At 64.0% G+C, this 15,958-nt stretch carries 18 protein-coding genes; 6 read left to right on the top strand and 12 right to left on the bottom strand.

The window, feature by feature from the left end; all coding sequences use genetic code 11:
- Positions 1-390: 390 nt before the first annotated feature.
- Complete coding sequence (locus ACFE7D_RS02455; protein WP_375393838.1) at positions 391-1,221, bottom strand: lysozyme inhibitor LprI family protein; 831 nt, start codon at positions 1,219-1,221, stop codon at positions 391-393.
- 257 nt (positions 1,222-1,478) lie between these two features.
- On the opposite strand from ACFE7D_RS02455, the gene ACFE7D_RS02450 reads away from it, so the two are divergent.
- The gene (locus ACFE7D_RS02450; protein WP_375393837.1) at positions 1,479-1,613 is read left to right on the top strand and encodes a hypothetical protein; all 135 of its coding nucleotides are present in this window, start codon (positions 1,479-1,481) and stop codon (positions 1,611-1,613) included.
- 224 nt (positions 1,614-1,837) lie between these two features.
- On the opposite strand, the gene rpoD is transcribed toward ACFE7D_RS02450, so the two are convergent.
- From rpoD to ACFE7D_RS02430, 4 genes are all read right to left on the bottom strand, one after another.
- On the bottom strand, positions 1,838-3,871 hold the full coding sequence (gene rpoD / locus ACFE7D_RS02445; protein ID WP_375393836.1) for an RNA polymerase sigma factor RpoD: 2,034 nt from the start codon (positions 3,869-3,871) through the stop codon (positions 1,838-1,840).
- Entirely contained in the window at positions 3,871-5,742 is a 1,872-nt protein-coding gene (gene dnaG / locus ACFE7D_RS02440) for a DNA primase (protein WP_375393835.1), read from the bottom strand. Before dnaG ends, rpoD begins: the two co-directional genes overlap by 1 nt.
- Positions 5,739-6,146 carry an endonuclease domain-containing protein gene (locus tag ACFE7D_RS02435; protein WP_375393834.1) on the bottom strand — a complete coding sequence of 136 codons (408 nt, stop codon included), beginning with the start codon at positions 6,144-6,146 and terminating at the stop codon, positions 5,739-5,741. The genes dnaG and ACFE7D_RS02435 overlap by 4 nt, the downstream gene beginning before the upstream one ends.
- A 146-nt stretch (positions 6,147-6,292) precedes the next feature.
- A complete protein-coding gene (locus tag ACFE7D_RS02430) occupies positions 6,293-6,760 on the bottom strand; it encodes a GatB/YqeY domain-containing protein (RefSeq protein ID WP_375393833.1) in 468 nt (155 codons plus the stop codon).
- A 143-nt stretch (positions 6,761-6,903) separates the two neighbouring features.
- On the opposite strand from ACFE7D_RS02430, the gene carA reads away from it, so the two are divergent.
- Both carA and ACFE7D_RS02420 read left to right on the top strand, forming a co-directional pair.
- Entirely contained in the window at positions 6,904-8,133 is a 1,230-nt protein-coding gene (carA, locus tag ACFE7D_RS02425; RefSeq protein WP_375393832.1) for a glutamine-hydrolyzing carbamoyl-phosphate synthase small subunit, read from the top strand.
- A complete protein-coding gene (locus ACFE7D_RS02420; protein WP_375393831.1) occupies positions 8,130-8,549 on the top strand; it encodes a hypothetical protein in 420 nt (139 codons plus the stop codon). Before carA ends, ACFE7D_RS02420 begins: the two co-directional genes overlap by 4 nt.
- 97 nt (positions 8,550-8,646) lie before the next feature.
- On the opposite strand, the gene ACFE7D_RS02415 is transcribed toward ACFE7D_RS02420, so the two are convergent.
- A complete protein-coding gene (locus ACFE7D_RS02415; protein WP_375393830.1) occupies positions 8,647-9,060 on the bottom strand; it encodes a PIN domain-containing protein in 414 nt (137 codons plus the stop codon).
- The gene (locus ACFE7D_RS02410; protein WP_375393829.1) at positions 9,047-9,244 is read right to left on the bottom strand and encodes a hypothetical protein; all 198 of its coding nucleotides are present in this window, start codon (positions 9,242-9,244) and stop codon (positions 9,047-9,049) included. Before ACFE7D_RS02410 ends, ACFE7D_RS02415 begins: the two co-directional genes overlap by 14 nt.
- Positions 9,245-9,298: 54 nt before the next feature.
- Between ACFE7D_RS02410 and carB the strand changes: the two genes are divergently transcribed.
- From carB to ACFE7D_RS02395, 3 genes are all read left to right on the top strand, one after another.
- Positions 9,299-12,631, top strand: a complete 3,333-nt coding sequence (gene carB / locus ACFE7D_RS02405) for a carbamoyl-phosphate synthase large subunit (RefSeq protein ID WP_375393828.1) — start codon at positions 9,299-9,301, stop codon at positions 12,629-12,631.
- 76 nt (positions 12,632-12,707) lie between these two features.
- Positions 12,708-13,184: a transcription elongation factor GreA gene (gene greA, locus ACFE7D_RS02400; protein ID WP_375393827.1), complete on the top strand. Its 477-nt coding sequence runs from the start codon at positions 12,708-12,710 to the stop codon at positions 13,182-13,184.
- 56 nt (positions 13,185-13,240) lie between these two features.
- Positions 13,241-13,828 (top strand): rhomboid family intramembrane serine protease, encoded by a 588-nt coding sequence (locus tag ACFE7D_RS02395; protein ID WP_375393826.1) that lies wholly within the window; start codon positions 13,241-13,243, stop codon positions 13,826-13,828.
- Between the two features lie 114 nt (positions 13,829-13,942).
- On the opposite strand, the gene ACFE7D_RS02390 is transcribed toward ACFE7D_RS02395, so the two are convergent.
- The 5 genes from ACFE7D_RS02390 to ACFE7D_RS02370 are packed head-to-tail and all read right to left on the bottom strand — an operon-like array spanning position 13,943 to position 15,858.
- Positions 13,943-14,173 carry a DUF4170 domain-containing protein gene (locus ACFE7D_RS02390; RefSeq protein WP_375393825.1) on the bottom strand — a complete coding sequence of 77 codons (231 nt, stop codon included), beginning with the start codon at positions 14,171-14,173 and terminating at the stop codon, positions 13,943-13,945.
- A 38-nt stretch (positions 14,174-14,211) separates the two neighbouring features.
- Positions 14,212-14,688, bottom strand: coding sequence for a hypothetical protein (locus ACFE7D_RS02385; RefSeq protein WP_375393824.1), 477 nt, complete (start codon positions 14,686-14,688; stop codon positions 14,212-14,214).
- Complete coding sequence (locus ACFE7D_RS02380) at positions 14,685-15,005, bottom strand: DUF3618 domain-containing protein (RefSeq protein WP_375393823.1); 321 nt, start codon at positions 15,003-15,005, stop codon at positions 14,685-14,687. Before ACFE7D_RS02380 ends, ACFE7D_RS02385 begins: the two co-directional genes overlap by 4 nt.
- The gene (locus ACFE7D_RS02375) at positions 15,002-15,358 is read right to left on the bottom strand and encodes a phage holin family protein (RefSeq protein WP_375393839.1); all 357 of its coding nucleotides are present in this window, start codon (positions 15,356-15,358) and stop codon (positions 15,002-15,004) included. Before ACFE7D_RS02375 ends, ACFE7D_RS02380 begins: the two co-directional genes overlap by 4 nt.
- Positions 15,358-15,858, bottom strand: a complete 501-nt coding sequence (locus ACFE7D_RS02370; RefSeq protein WP_375393822.1) for a hypothetical protein — start codon at positions 15,856-15,858, stop codon at positions 15,358-15,360. Before ACFE7D_RS02370 ends, ACFE7D_RS02375 begins: the two co-directional genes overlap by 1 nt.
- Positions 15,859-15,958: the final 100 nt, after the last annotated feature.

The following is a 15,958-nucleotide window of genomic DNA, read 5'->3' as shown; positions in this document are numbered from 1 at the left end:
AGCCGATTGGGAATCCCCCAGGCGATTCAAATAAATAGAAAGCGACTCTAGAGGCCGTTCTCCTGCGAAAGCAGGAGCCTAGGATCACAAGCGATGACGATCGTTATCCTGGGTTCCTGCGTTCGCCGGAAAACACCGTTTGCTGAATGCCGCAGAACCAAACGCATCGTCTACCCGGGCTCGACTCGGGGTCGCGCTTCTTCGGGCGGCGGAAGAAGCGGGGTCCCGGCTCAAGGCCGGGATGACGGCAATGGGTAGGTGAACTCGCGGAACTACTGATCCAGGAACAACCACATCTTGCGGCTGCGATCAGTGTGCTTCGGCTGGATGCGGTCGGGAGCGCTCGGGGGCTCTCGCGGTGGACGGCGAATCCACCGCGCCCAAGGTCGGTCATTTGGACCCCGAAAGCAGTGACACGCTGACTGGGTGCCCTCCCTGCAAGTTGCCGACCCAGCGCTCGAACGTGTCGACGCGATCGCGCGTCAGCTGTGCTGTCACGGCTGTCTTCACGCTATTCGCGGCACCCGGTGGGGCAGTGCCGACCGTGTCCGATACCATCGCGTCGCGGTAGCGGAGCCACGATCGTTGGGCCTCCTGGAAGGCGTCGGCCATCGCCGAATCGGTGTCGCAGCCGAGTTCGCATTTCATATCCTTGTAAAGCCGGTTGAGATCGGCATCCAATCGGACAAGGTCGGCAGCACCGAGCGCAGGATAGGTCCGCGCAGCGATATCCTTCGACACCGCGTCATATTGTGATCGCTCGCTGGCCGCATTGTTGAAGATGGCGGGCATGGCGATGGTCATCGCGTGGAGTGCAAACGCATCGCTTACCAGAAGATCATTGAACGCGTCCGCCGTTCCATAGGAGGCATGGTCGCCGCCGCGCCGGTCGGCGTAACGGGTAACGACGGTGCCGATGATCTTGCGCTCACGGAAATTCGCGCAGGCATCAACTTCGGTGCTGTCGAGGCCGGAGTCGTCGAGGGGATGATCGCAACCATCGAAGTTGCCAGCTACTGCGCCTCCCTTCATCGCTCGGTCGATGGCCAGGACACGTCCCCTGCCACCAAGTATGGCGTCCTCGACTCCCTCGACACCTGCTAGGAGCGTGTTCGGCGGAAATGTCGTCCAATGGTAGCCGATCGCCATACAGGCATAGCGCATTGCGACGGGCCAGCTCTGCGGCACGCCTTCGCCGTTGGCGGAAAGGATGGCGAGCATACGGTAGCCTTCAAAATTGGGTAGCAGTTGTGGAGAACGCGTGGCACGAAGGATCGCGCACGTGCGCGCCGCCTTGAGGTTCGGGCGTGCATCATCCTCTTCAGCCCGAGGGAAGTGTGCCGAATGCCAAGATACGCATCTTCCGAATTACAGGGGTCTTCGCTTGGATTGGCCTCCCACGCCGCCAAGGCCGCGGCGGACGGCGGCGGGTCAGGTGGAAGAGGAACCATCAAGTACTGCTTGCACAGATCGACCACGTGCTGTTCAATCCGTCGATGTTCGTCGATTTCCGGGTGCTGATGCTCGTAGATGGTGTCTCGCATCCCCCGCAGCCGATCTCGCTCGTGCGGATCGGTCGTCGCCCACAGATGGACGACCGCTTGTTTCGCTGATACGGGCAAGGTGACGGCGCAAGCGATAGCCAATCCCAGCAGGAAAAGTCGGCTTTTGTTTTGACGACCAATCATGTGGCGACCCTAGCTAGCGTATGCCACGTTAGTGAACGCCGGAGATTGAACACCGATTATCGGACATCGTCAACGAGACCCTAAAGGGTCGACAGCCCAGCGACGAAAATATCCGGGCCCTCGCCGACAGCGGGTCTTCGAGCGAGCCGTCATTGATCCAGGAACGACCGCATCTTACGCGAGCGGCTCGGATGCTTCAGCTTGCGCAAAGCCTTTGCCTCGATCTGGCGAATACGCTCGCGAGTGACCGAGAATTGCTGGCCGACTTCCTCCAGCGTGTGATCGGTGTTCATGCCGATCCCGAACCGCATCCGCAGCACGCGCTCCTCGCGCGGTGTCAGCGATGCCAGCACGCGGGTCACGGTTTCCTTCAAATTCGCCTGGATCGCGGCATCGACCGGGATAACTGCATTCTTGTCCTCGATGAAATCGCCCAGATGTGAGTCTTCCTCGTCGCCGATCGGTGTTTCGAGGGAGATCGGCTCCTTGGCGATCTTCATCACCTTGCGGACCTTCTCCAAGGGCATGGAGAGACGCTCGGCCATTTCCTCGGGTGTCGGCTCGCGGCCCTGCTCGTGGAGGAACTGACGGCTGGTGCGGACCAGCTTGTTGATCGTCTCGATCATATGGACCGGGATGCGGATCGTGCGTGCCTGGTCTGCGATCGAGCGCGTGATCGCCTGTCTGATCCACCACGTCGCATAGGTGCTGAACTTGTACCCGCGGCGATATTCGAACTTGTCGACCGCCTTCATCAGGCCGATATTGCCTTCCTGGATCAGGTCCAGGAACTGAAGCCCGCGATTGGTGTATTTCTTCGCGATCGAGATCACGAGGCGCAGGTTCGCCTCGACCATTTCCTTCTTGGCGATCCGCGCCTCGCGCTCGCCCTTCTGGACCATGTTCACGATGCGGCGGAACTCGACGAGCGCCATGCCCGTCTGCTGCGCGATATCGGCGATCTCGCTTCGGATCCGTTCGACCGCGTCACCTTCGTTGGTGACGAAGGCTATCCACTTCTTGTCCAGCTTGGCGACGCTGGGCAGCCACTGCTCGTCCATCTCATGGCCGATATAGCGGTCGAGGAAATCCTTGCGCGGCACCTTGTGACGCTCCGCCAGGCGAAGCATCTGACCGCCAAGCGCGGTCAGCCGGCGGTTGAAGGCGTAGAGCTGATCGACCAGATATTCGATCTTGGCGTTGTGAAACTGAACGCTCTCGACCTCGGCGGTCAGTTCCTCGCGCAGCTTGTGATATTTACGCTCGTCGCTTGCGGACAGTTCGCCGCCCGCACCCATCGCGTCGAGACGCGACTGCTGGACCTTCGAGAATTTCTTGTAGAGCGCGGTGATGTTCGCGAACCGTTCCAGCGCGATCGGCTTGAGCTGCTCCTCCATCTGCGCCAGGCTGAGGGTATTGTCCTCTTCCTCGTCGTCCGACGGGCGCGGCGTGCGGCGCTCGGTCAGCGACTCTTCGTCCTCGTCTACCAGCGTCGCCTCTTCCGGCTCGGCCTCTTCCTTGAACGAAGGACCGGCGGTCTTTTCGGAAATCTCGGCCGTTCCCTCGGCGTCGTCGGCCAGCGCTTCGGGCGCCGGGTCCTTGGACAGCATCGCGTCGAGATCCATGATTTCGCGCAGCTGCATCGTGCCCTCGTTGAGCGCGGTCGACCAGTCGATGATCGCATTGAAGGTGATGGGCGATTCGCACAGCCCAAGGATCATCGTGTCGCGACCCGCCTCGATCCGCTTGGCGATGGCGATCTCGCCCTCGCGGCTGAGCAATTCGACCGCACCCATCTCGCGCAGATACATGCGGACGGGATCGTCGGTGCGATCGATCGTCTCCTTCTTCTTTTCCGGGACGGGGCCGGTATCGGCCTCGGTATCGACCGATTCGACGTCGTCATCGTCGTCCTTGGCCGTTTCGGTCTCGCCGTCTTCGCCCGCTTCGTCGTTCTCGACGATGTTGATGCCCATTTCGGACAGCGCCGCACTGATATCCTCGATCTGGTCGGAGGACATCTCGCCTTGCGGCAGCGCTTCGTTCAGCTGTTCGTAGGTGATGTAGCCGCGCTTCCTGGCGCGCGCGATGACCTTCTTGATCGTCGCGTCGTTCAAGTCGATCAGCGGCGCATCGCCGGTTTCCATCGTATCGGCGGTATCCGCCGCATTCGCCTTCGCCATCAATCGCCCTCAGCACCCAAAGCCCGGGCGTCTTCGGTCGCCTGCACCAGATTTGCAAGCCGTACGTCCAACGCCTGTCTTTCTCTAACCAACGCCACTTGTCGTTCAAACGCCTCATCGGTGAAGCGCGCCTGCATCGCTGCCGTCGCCTCACCCAGCGCCGCATCCACTTCGGGCCGCGCGACCAGGATCGCGATCGCCTCGTCCAGATCGGATCGGACGACCACCGGGTCGGCGGTCTTGAGCGTAAACGAGTACGGCATAGAGTCTGCCCTCAACAGATCACTCGCGACCCCGTCGAACCCGGACCGGGCCAATATGGTGAGAAGACGCGCGCTATCAAGCGCCTGATCCTCCAACGCGAGATCGACCACCGCTTCGAACAAACGGCCGAGCGCGCCGTCCACCAGGCGGAGGCTCGACAATATCTCGACATGACGCGCGATCTCGGCGGGGTGGCGGATCAGGCCGGCGAGGACCGCCTTGGCAAGCACGCGGTCAATGCCGGCCGAACCAACGGCCTTTGCCTCCGCACCGACCGGGGCGATGGGCGGCTTCCATGCCCCCTTCCTGAAAGGCGCACGCTTTTCGTACGGGACGAAGGGGCGGGGGCCGCGCGCGAACTGCACGTCGAAGCGGCGGCGGAATTCGGCCTGGTATTCGCTGCGGACGCCGGGGTCGGCGATCGTTCCGGCGGCCTCGTTCAGCCGTTGGCGTAGCCCGGCGCGCTGTTCGGGGGTGTCGAGCGCCTCCGCGGCCAGTTCGCTCGCCCATAGCCGCTGCACGAGCGGCTCGGCATCACGCAACACCGTCTCCATACCCGCCGCGCCACGGGCGCGCACCAGATCGTCCGGGTCCTGCCCCGCGGGGAGCGTCGCGAATGACAGGCTCCGCCCCGGTGCCAGCATCGGCAGCGCCCGGTGCGCGGCCCTCAGCGCTGCCTTCTGCCCCGCCGCATCGCCGTCGAAGCACAGGATCGGCACGTCGGACATCCGCCACAGACGCTCCAGCTGCGCCTCGGTCAGCGCGGTGCCAAGCGGGGCGACCGCCTCGCCGATCCCCGCCTGAGCTAGTGCGATGACGTCCATATAGCCCTCGACGACAATGACCCGGCCCGCCTTGCGCGAGGCGGCGGCCGCGCGGTCGAGATTGTAAAGGGTGCGGCCCTTGTCGAAGAGCGGGGTGTCGGGGGAATTGAGGTATTTGGGCTCGCCCTGGTCCAGGATGCGCCCGCCGAACGCGATCGTGCGGCCCCGCGCGTCGCGGATCGGGATCATCAGCCGGCCGCGGAACCGGTCGTACGGCTCCTTGCCTTCGACCTGGATCAGCATACCCGATTCGACGAGCATCGCGTCGCCATAGCTCTTGAGCGCGGTCTTCAGCTTGCCGCGGCTGTCTGGGGCGAAGCCCATGCCGAAATTCCGCGCGGTCTCGGGCGTGATCCCGCGCCGGTCGAGCAGCGCGCGCGCCGCCGACCCGGCGATCCCGCCAAGTTGCTCGGTGAACCACGTCGCGGCATCCGCCATCGCCTCGTGCAGGCCCTTGGCGCGTTCGGCCTTCTCCGCCGACTGGCGGTCCATCGCGGGGAGGTCGAGCCCCGCTGCCTGCGCCAGTTCCTTGACGGCGTCCATGAACGGCAAGCCGCGCTGGTCCGTCATCCAGCGGATCGCGTCGCCATGCGCGGAGCAGCCGAAGCAATGGTAGAAGCCCTTGTCGTCGTTGACGTAGAAGCTGGGCGTCTTCTCGTTGTGGAACGGGCAGCAGCCCTTGTACTCGCGGCCGGCTTTCTGGAGCTTGGTGGTCTTGCCGATGAGCGTCGAAAGCGACGTGCGCGCACGGAGTTCGTCGAGGAATTGCGGGGTGAGGGTCATCTAGGAGCCCCCTCCCGCAGGCGGGAGGGGGTTGGGGGTGGGCGCTCCGCTGATTGCGAGGGCCGCGCCGAGAATGGTTTCAGAACTCCGTCCATGTTGGTCAGTACGTCGGAGTTCCAGAATCGCAACACTTGATACCCTTGGCGCTCGATCAGCTTCGTGCGACGCACGTCATAGGCGACCGCGTTCGCATGTTGGCTGCCGTCGAGTTCGATCGCCAGCTTGATCCGGCGACAGACGAAGTCCGGGGCAAATCCAGCTATCGGGATCTGCCGGCTGAACTTGAACCCGCCAAGCTGCGACCGGCGCAGGTGGAACCATAGCCGGTCTTCGATCTCGTTGGTGTCGTTTCGGAGCTTGCGGACCAACGCCGTCGGGCGGTCCAGCCGAAAGCGTGCGCCCACCCCTCGGTCCCCTCCCGCTTGCGGGAGGGGAAGCGCACTTTGCACGTCCTTGCCCTCGCAATCAGGCAATACTTCTTGCTCCCCCTCCCGAGAGCGGGAGGGGGTTGGGGGGTGGGCGCTCGGCCCGTTGTCACCCCCCCCGTCCATCAGGAAAGCGCCGCCTTCACCAACCCGCTAGCCTTCGCCATATCCAGCGTCGTCGCATGCCGCGCCTTCAGCTCCGCCATTACCCGCCCCATATCCTTCATGCCGCCGGCGCCGAGTTCCGTCTTGATCCCCTCGATCGTCGCCTTGGTCTCGTCCTCGGTCATCACCTGCGGCAGGAACCGCTCGATCACCGCCACCTCCGCGACCTCGGCATCGGCGAGTTCCTGCCGCCCACCCTTCACATACATCTCGATCGACTCGCGGCGCTGCTTGACCATCTTCTGCAGCACCTCGACCACCAGCGTATCGTCGTCCGCCGGTGCCTTGCCCTCGCGCGATTGTGGCGCGCGGGCTTCGATGTCGCGGTTCTTGATCGAGGACTGGATCAGGCGGATCGCGGCGGTCCCCTGCTTGTCGCCACCCTTCATCGCGGTCACGAGGGCGGTCTTGATGTCGTCGCGAATCATGGCGGTCGGCTTTCGGCGTTTCGGTAAGCCATCAAGCCTAGCCCAAGCGCGTTCCGACGTGAACCGGTTGACGCACGGGGGGCGGGGGCTTAGCGAACGGGCCTTAGCGACATCGCCGCCAATCTATGGAGTGCCCGCCGATCATGGCCGACGCCACGCTTTCGCCTGCGCCCGCGTTTTCCGGTCCTTTGGCTGCCGCCCCCCAGCCCGCGGGCGCGACCGGCGTATTGGTGCTGGCGTCGGGGGACGTCGCCTGGGGGCGCGGCTTCGGCGCGGAGGGGCAGGCGGTCGGCGAGGTGTGCTTCCACACCGCGATGACGGGCTATCAGGAGATCATGACCGACCCCAGCTTTGCGGGGCAGATCATCACCTTCACCTTTCCGCACATCGGCAATGTCGGCGCGAACCCGGACGATGTGGAGGCGGACAACCCGCATGCGCTCGGCATGATCGTGCGCGAGGACGTGACCGCGCCCTCGTCGTTCCGCGCGGTGGAACGGCTCGACGGCTGGATGCAGCGCCATGCGCGGATCGGCCTGTCGGGGATCGATACGCGCGCGCTGACGCGGCGGATCCGCAGCGGCGGCGCGCCCAACGGTGTGATCGCACATGCGGCTTCGGGCGAGTTCGATGTCCCGCTGCTGCTGGCGATGGCGCGCAGCTGGCCGGGGCTGGAGGGAATGGACCTGGCGACGTCGGTGTCGACCCAGATGGATTATGGCTGGGACGGCGGCGTCTGGCGACTCGGGTTCGGGTATGCTTCTGCTCCCCCTCCCGCAAGCGGGAGGGGAGGCGAGAAGCGCCCCCACATCGTAGCCATCGACTACGGCTCCAAACGCAACATCTTCCGCAATCTGGTGAAGGCCGGCGCGAAGGTCTCCGTCGTCCCTGCCACCGCGACCTACGACCAGATCATGGCGCTCGCCCCCGACGGCATCTTCCTGTCGAACGGCCCCGGCGATCCCGCTGCGACGGGCGAATACGCCGTCCCCGTGATCCGCGCGCTGCTGGAGACGGGCAAGCCGCTGTTCGGCATCTGCCTCGGCCACCAGCTGCTTGGGCTGGCGGTGGGGGCGACCACGACCAAGATGTTCCAGGGCCATCGCGGCGCCAACCACCCGGTCAAGCGGCTGAGCGACGGCCCCGATTTTGGGCGAGTCGAGATCACCAGCATGAACCACGGCTTCGCGGTCGAACGCGGGTCGTTGCCGGCGAACGTCCGCGAGACGCATGTGTCGCTGTTCGACGGGAGCAATGCGGGACTGGAACTGACGGATCGGCCTGCGTTCAGCGTGCAGTACCACCCCGAGGCGAGCCCGGGGCCGCAGGATAGTTTGTATCTGTTCGATCGGTTTGTGGAGATGTTGGGGTGAACTGGATTTTAGGAGCACTTCTTGCGATGCCTTCTTCGTCAGTCGATTACTCGCATCATCAAAAATACTTGGTCTTGGAACTCCGCAATGGCGGAAGGGCCGGATACGGAAAGATCAGTGGGACGGCCGAGCCGAAGAGGTTTGATAAGCACACTATCGTTCCGGAAAATACATTTTCCTTGCTGCCGCAGTGCGGGCTCTGGCGTTTCTCACTCGAGTACAATTATCATTACATCTCGATATTTGCACTATCTACAGCCTTGGATGACAAGATCATAGAGTGCTTTAAGAGCAAGACCTATTTAAGCTTCAATGCAGGCTGGGGACGTATAGACGAAAGAGGCAGTGTGCGGCTGGAGGATGACACACCGTTCCGGCATCGTTGGACAACCCGAACCGCATCTGGCTCTAACTAATGCCCAAACGCACCGACATCTCCTCCATTCTCGTCATCGGCGCGGGGCCGATCGTCATCGGGCAGGCGTGCGCGTTCGATCATTCGGTGATGCATCCCTATCCCGTCCAGGGATCGATCAGGCGAACGCAGGTGTCCTCGAAATCACGGATGTTTCGCGTCGCAACCGCCACATCCAGTACCAGCGCTTGTGCGGCGAGCATGCTGTCGAACACGCCAGAGCGCCCGCCGCTGACGATGACCTGCCCGCCCATTTCACCCCAGCGCCGCGCCGCGGACAGGTCGAACGGGACGATGCGCCCCGCGTGTCGCTCCACGATGCGGTCCAGCGTTCGACCGAGTAGAGCGCGCATGGCGGCACCCCGCGTGGTGCGAATGCCGATCGCGAGTTCCGAAACCACGATGGTGGAAAGCAGGGTTTCGCGCCGATGCTCGAACAACCAATCGACCACCTTTTCTTCAGGCCGAGGCTTGGTCAGTTCGCTGAAGACATTGGTATCAACTAAAATCATCGTAAACGAAGGGGATCTCGCGCTCGTTGATGGCGCGAACCGGGAACTCGATCTCGATACCCGGACGGGTCATGGCGATGACTTCGTGCACCCAGTCATCGCCGAAGTCGCGAGCCTCGCGCATGTTTGCCTCTTCCGAAGCGGTCGTCGGCCCGCCAAGATCGTCTTGATATCTGTCCACCATATCGGCTCCCGTCAGCCCTCGATTCCACCATACTACCAACAGGCCCGCTGACCAATGCCCAAGCGCACCGACATCTCCTCCATTCTCGTCATCGGCGCAGGGCCGATCGTCATCGGGCAGGCGTGCGAATTCGATTATTCGGGCACGCAGGCGATCAAGGCGTTGAAGGAGGAAGGCTACCGGATCGTCCTCGTCAATTCCAACCCCGCCACGATCATGACCGACCCCGAACTGGCGGACGCGACCTATGTCGAGCCGATCACGCCCGAGGTCGTCGCCGCGATCATCGCCAAGGAGCGCCCCGATGCGGTGCTGCCGACGATGGGCGGGCAGACCGCGCTAAACACCGCGCTCGCGCTGTTCCGCGACGGCACGCTGGAAAAATACGGCGTCCAGATGATCGGCGCGGATGCCGACGCGATCGACATGGCGGAGGACCGGCTGAAGTTCCGCGACGCGATGGACCGGATCGGCCTGGAAAGCGCGCGCTCGGCGATCGCGCATACGGAAGCCGAGGCGCTGGCGGGGCTGGAGAAGACCGGGCTGCCCTCGATCATCCGCCCCAGCTTCACGATGGGCGGTTCGGGCGGCGGCATCGCGTATAACCGCGAAGAGTTCATCGCGATCGTGCGCAATGGTCTCGACCTGTCGCCGACAACCGAGGTGCTGATCGAGGAATCGCTGCTCGGCTGGAAGGAATATGAGATGGAGGTCGTCCGCGACCGGGCGGACAATTGTATCATCATCTGTTCGATCGAGAATGTCGATCCGATGGGCGTCCATACCGGCGATTCCATCACCGTCGCGCCCGCGCTGACGCTGACCGACAAGGAATACCAGATCATGCGCAACGCCAGCATCGCGGTGCTGCGCGAGATCGGCGTGGAAACGGGCGGTTCGAACGTACAGTTCGCGGTCAATCCTAAGGACGGCCGGTTGATCGTCATTGAGATGAACCCGCGCGTGTCGCGGTCGTCGGCGCTGGCGTCGAAGGCGACGGGCTTCCCGATCGCGAAGGTCGCCGCCAAGCTGGCGGTCGGCTATACGCTGGACGAGATCACCAACGACATCACCGGCGCGACGCCCGCGTCGTTCGAACCGACGATCGATTACGTCATCACCAAGATCCCGCGCTTCGCATTCGAGAAGTTCAAGGGCGCGTCGCCCAACCTCGGCACCGCGATGAAGAGCGTCGGCGAAGTGATGGCGATCGGACGCAATTTCCAGGAAAGTGTGCAGAAGGCGTTACGCGGGCTGGAGACCGGGCTGAGCGGCTTCAACCAGATCGACCATCTCGTCGGCGCACCGCGCGCGGAGATCGAGGCGGCGCTGGCGACCGCTACACCCGACCGGCTGCTCGTCGCGGCACAGGCGCTGCGCGAGGGGTTCACCGTCGCCGAGGTCGCCGCGATCGCGAAGTATGATCCGTGGTTCCTGGAACAGATCGCCGGGATAATCGCGGCGGAGGAGGAAGTCGCCACCGGCGGCCTGCCGATCGAGGCGGCGGGGATGCGGCGGCTGAAGTCGATGGGCTTCAGCGACAAGCGGCTTGCCTATCTCGCGCTGAAATCCGCCAATCTGCGTGGGATGGAGCGCGGTATCGCGCGCGGATCGGGGCTGATCCACGATGCGGTCGTGGCGATGACCGGCGGCGTGACCGAGGACGAAGTGCGTGCGCTCCGCCACCGGCTGGGCGTGCGGCCGGTCTTCAAGCGGATCGACACCTGCGCCGCCGAGTTCGACGCCAGGACGCCGTACATGTACTCGACCTACGAGGCCCCCAGCTTCGGCGAGCCCGAGAACGAGAGCATGCCGACCGATCGGAAAAAGGTCGTGATCCTGGGCGGCGGGCCGAACCGGATCGGGCAGGGGATCGAGTTCGATTATTGCTGCTGCCACGCCTGCTTCGCGCTTGGCGATGCAGGCTATGAGACGATCATGGTCAACTGCAATCCGGAAACGGTGAGCACCGATTACGACACCTCCGATCGCCTGTATTTCGAGCCGCTGACCGCGGAAGACGTACTGGAAGTCCTGCATGTCGAGCAGCAGAACGGCACGCTGGCGGGCGTCATCGTCCAGTTCGGCGGCCAGACTCCGCTCAACCTCGCGCGCGCGCTGGAGGCGGCGGGGATACCGATCCTCGGCACCTCGCCCGACGCGATCGACCTGGCGGAGGACCGCGAGCGCTTCGCCGATCTCGTCTCGAAGCTGAAACTGCGTCAGCCCGCTAACGGCCTCGCGCGCAGCCGCGACGAGGCGATCGCGGCGGCGGAGCGGATCGGTTATCCGGTGCTGATGCGGCCCAGCTATGTGCTGGGCGGTCGGGCGATGGAGATCGTCGATGGGTCGATGCAACTCGACGACTATATCCAGACCGCGGTGCAGGTGTCGGGGGACTCGCCCGTGCTGATCGACCAGTATCTGCGCGACGCGGTCGAGGTGGATGTCGATGCGATCTGCGACGGGACCGATGTCGTCGTTGCGGGCGTGCTCCAGCATATCGAGGAGGCGGGCGTCCATTCGGGCGACAGCGCCTGTTCGATCCCGCCATACAGCCTGAGCGCCGAACTCATCGTAGAGATCGAGCGGCAGACCGTTCTGCTTGCGCATGCGCTGCGCGTCGTGGGCCTCATGAACATCCAGTTCGCGGTTAAGGACGAACTGGTCTATCTCATCGAGGTCAATCCGCGCGCGAGCAGGACCGTGCCCTTCGTCGCCAAGGCGATCGGTGCGCCGATCGCGAAGATCGCCGCCCGCGTGATGGCTGGGGAGATGCTGGCTAACCTTCCGGCTATCGATCGGCATATTACTTATTGTGCGGTGAAAGAGGCGGTGTTCCCCTTCAATAAATTCCCCGGCGTCGATCCGGTGCTCTCACCCGAAATGAAGTCCACCGGCGAAGTGATGGGGATCGCTAGCGATTTCACGACGGCGTTTGCCAAGGCGCAGCTCGGCGCCGGGACCGTGCTGCCGACGAAGGGCGCGGTGTTCGTGAGCGTGAAGGACAGCGACAAGCCGTTGATCCTCCCGGGCGTCCGCGCGCTGGCGGACAAGGGGTTCGGTATCGTCGCGACGGGCGGCACCGCGGACTATCTGATCGCGGCGGGCGTTCTGGTGGAGCGCGTCAACAAGGTGGCGCAGGGGCGGCCGCATATCGTCGATCGGGTCAAGGACGGCGGCATCGACCTGATCTTCAACACCACCGAGGGCTGGCAGAGCCTCAAGGATTCCAAGCCGATCCGCCAGGCGGCGCTCGCGCAGCACATTCCGTATTTCACGACCGCTTCGGCCAGCGTCGAGGCCGCGAAGGCCATTGCGGCGTCCGCGACGGCGAGCCTTGAAGTACGGCCGCTTCAATCCTATTATTCGCAATCGCATAATTGATCCCGACATCGACAGAATGATGTGTGGGCGGGCCGATACCGGACCGCGCGGGGTAATGGGAATTGGGGACGAAGCGATGGCGACCGTCGAAAAAATGCCGATGCTGCAGGAGGGCTATGCGACGCTCAGCGCTGATCTGAAGCGCCTGAAAGCCGAGCGCCCGCTGATCGTCGATGCGATCGAGGAAGCGCGTGCGCATGGCGATCTGTCGGAAAACGCCGAATATCATGCCGCGAAGGAGCAGCAGGGCCAGAACGAGGCGACGATCTCCGACATCGAGGACAAATTGTCCCGCGCGCAGATCATCGATCCCAAGGATCTGTCCGGCGACAAGGTTGTATTCGGCGCGACCGTGACTTTGCTCGACGAAGACGAAAAGCCCGTAACCTATCAGATCGTCGGCCAGACCGAGGCGAACGCCAAGGTCGGGCGGATCAGCTACAATTCGCCGCTGGGGCGCGCGCTGATCGGGCGCAAGGTCGATGACGAGGTCGAGGTGACGGTGCCGTCGGGCGATCGCTACTATCTCGTGTCCAGGATCGCGTTTATCTGAGCGCCCTCCATCTTCGGGCGGCACCGGCAACCTGGGCGATCTCCGGCGCGACGGTCATGATATCCGCCGCCATCCTGCTTGCCGGACAGCTCGACTGGGCGGCGATCCAGTTAGGCTTCATCTCCTTGCGTGTCGCGGCGACATCATCGCCGCCTGATCATCTGTTCCGGGTCCCCGCGTGGCTGACGCCGCTGACCGCGACGCTGGTGCATGGCGGGATCGCGCATATCGCGTTCAATCTCGTGATGCTCGCCTATTGCGGGCAGGCGACCGAGAAGGTCGTCGGATCGGTCGGAGTCATGATCCTCTACGTCGTCGGCGCGTATTTTGCGGCGTTCGGACAATGGGTTATGGACCCCTCGCTCGTCCAGCCGATGATCGGGGCCAGCGGTGCGATCTCGGCGGTGGTCGGGGCCTATGCGCTGCTGTTCGGCCGCCGCCGTGCCGCGGCGATCGGGCCTGTGTCCGGCGATGTGGTTCACATCGTCTGGCTGGCCCTGGCCTGGGCCGGCATCCAGCTGCTGATCGGATTTGCCGGCATAGGCATGGGCGGCAATATCGCGATCGGCGCACATATCGGCGGGTTTATCGTAGGACTGTTACTGGCGCGGCCGCTGATGCTGTGGCGGTACCGGCACGCTTGAGAGCGTCGATCGGCATCGGACTTGTTCGTCACTCCGAACTTGAGCCGGGGTCCCGTTTTCTTTCATCTGCCGAAGAAGTGGCGCCCGGCGTCAGGCCCGGGGCGACGAAAGGACCTATTCCCCCGCACCTTTCAGCATATCCGGTTCCAGCAACCGGTGCATGTGTACGACGACAAACTTCATTTCCGCGTCGTCCACGGTCCGCTGTGCCGCCGCACGCCATGCCTTTTCGGCGCTGGCATAGTCGGGGAATACACCGACGATTTCGATCGATTTCAGATCGTCGAAATCCAGGCCGCGCGGGTCGCGAACACGGCCGCCGAAGACGAGGTGAAGCTTGCTCATCCTCGTCTTCTAGCGGCTGACGTTCCCGGATAGAAGCGTCAACCGTGCTCGGCAGCCGATTTCGCCGCGGCGGTGCCGACCTTCTGTGCAACCGCGACGAGGCTTTCGACCAACCCGCGTATCTGTGACTGGGCGGCGTTCTTGGTCAGGCCCATCTGACCGAGCTCGGTCTGACCCGTCTCACGCGCCGCTGCGATCGCCGCCCGCGCACGCGCACCAAGCGATTTGCCGACGGGTGCAAGCAGTTCCTTTTCCTGAGCCGAGCGCGGGAGCAGTGCGCCAACCATAGCGCCAAGCGCCAGTCCACCGACCAGGATACCCAGCGGATTGGCTTCGATTCCTTCCGAGGCGCGGCGGGCGGCTTCCGCCGCCGCGTCGCGCGACACATCGAGCGCAGTACTGGCCTTGTCCTTCACCAAGGCCATGGCACTTGCGGGCGGAGCGGACTCCGCCGGTGCGTCATGCGCGAAGCGGCCATGCGAATCGCGGGCTTCGGTCTGGGTCGGATCGGTCATGATGGTTCCTTCAACGGCGCGGGAGCCTGGCCCGGCTTGCTTACGGTGCGGCGCACGATCCTTGCGATCGGACGGCGGGCGAAGAACAGACCGGCGAGGAGGGCGACGCCAGCGATGATCGTCGGATTGCGGCGCGCGCCTGCAACCCCGGCCTTCGCCGCGGCGGCACTGCGATCCGCGAGCTCGGTCGCCGTCGTGCGGGCCAGCGTCTTGGGATCGAGCTTGACCTGAAGCGTGCTGACGGTCGACGAGAGCCGTTCACGTGCAACCACGGCGTCGCGTTCGGCCTCGACCAGACGCCTGGCGGGGTCGGTCATGGTAAAGCCTCCGGGCGCGGCGCGGCGAGGTGCCCCTTGCCGATGATCCCCAATACCGCCGCAATGACCAGGGTGGAGACGATGACGATCGCGGTCGCATAGCCTGGCCCGGTCAACGTCGCGATCGTCAGGATCAAACCGACGAGCAGCGCGATCAGCGCCGCCAATGCCAGAACGCCGGCGATGGCAAGGAAGATCGCCGCGCTTTTGTACGCGGCGATCCGCTCGCCGATACGAGCCTTGACCAGAGCGACCTCCGCGGCCGCAAGATCGCGCGCATCGCTGACGACACGTGTGACGAGCGTCGAGACGTTCTGATCGACCGCGATGTCGTCTATCCCACGCAGCGCCATCAATCCGCCGTCCCGCCGGCATCGACACCCGACTGTACGAGCCGCGCGACCACGAAACCAAGCGCGGCGGCAACGCCGATGGCGACGGCAGGGCTCTTGCGCACGTAATGGCGTGCGTCTTCGACCAGCACGTCGACATCCTTTGCCTTCAACTGTTCCGCAAAACCAGAAACCTGGCCGGCAGCCGTACGCGCATATTCGCCATATTGAGCGCCAAGCCGCTCGTCGATCTGACCGGCGGCGTCATGGAGCATCTGGGAAAGCTGATCGAGCGCGCCGGTCGCACGCTGCTTGCCGGTATCGGCAAACTCCCGTGCCTTGTCCGCGGCCTGCGCGCCGTATTTCGTCGCGTTGTCCTTGACAGCGTCGTTTACGGAAGCCGACACGGTCTTCGGTTCGGGCGACGCGTCACTGGCTTTCGGTTCGACCAAAGGATCTGCCGTTTTCGGTTCGGCGGAGGGATCGGCCGTATTGGCGTCGCTGATGGTCGTGTCGGTCATGCCAGCCCTTTCGAAACATATCGCCTTTCAACCCCGCCGCCCAAGCTGCGGTTCCATCGGCACGACGATTGCCGCGCGGACGATAGAAATGTAGAGCGCG

It is taken from the genome of uncultured Sphingomonas sp., from assembly GCF_964244235.1.
Lineage (GTDB): Bacteria > Pseudomonadota > Alphaproteobacteria > Sphingomonadales > Sphingomonadaceae > Sphingomonas.
The sequence above is the reverse complement of the archived record's forward strand: the minus strand, read 5'-3'. Positions and strand labels throughout refer to the sequence as shown.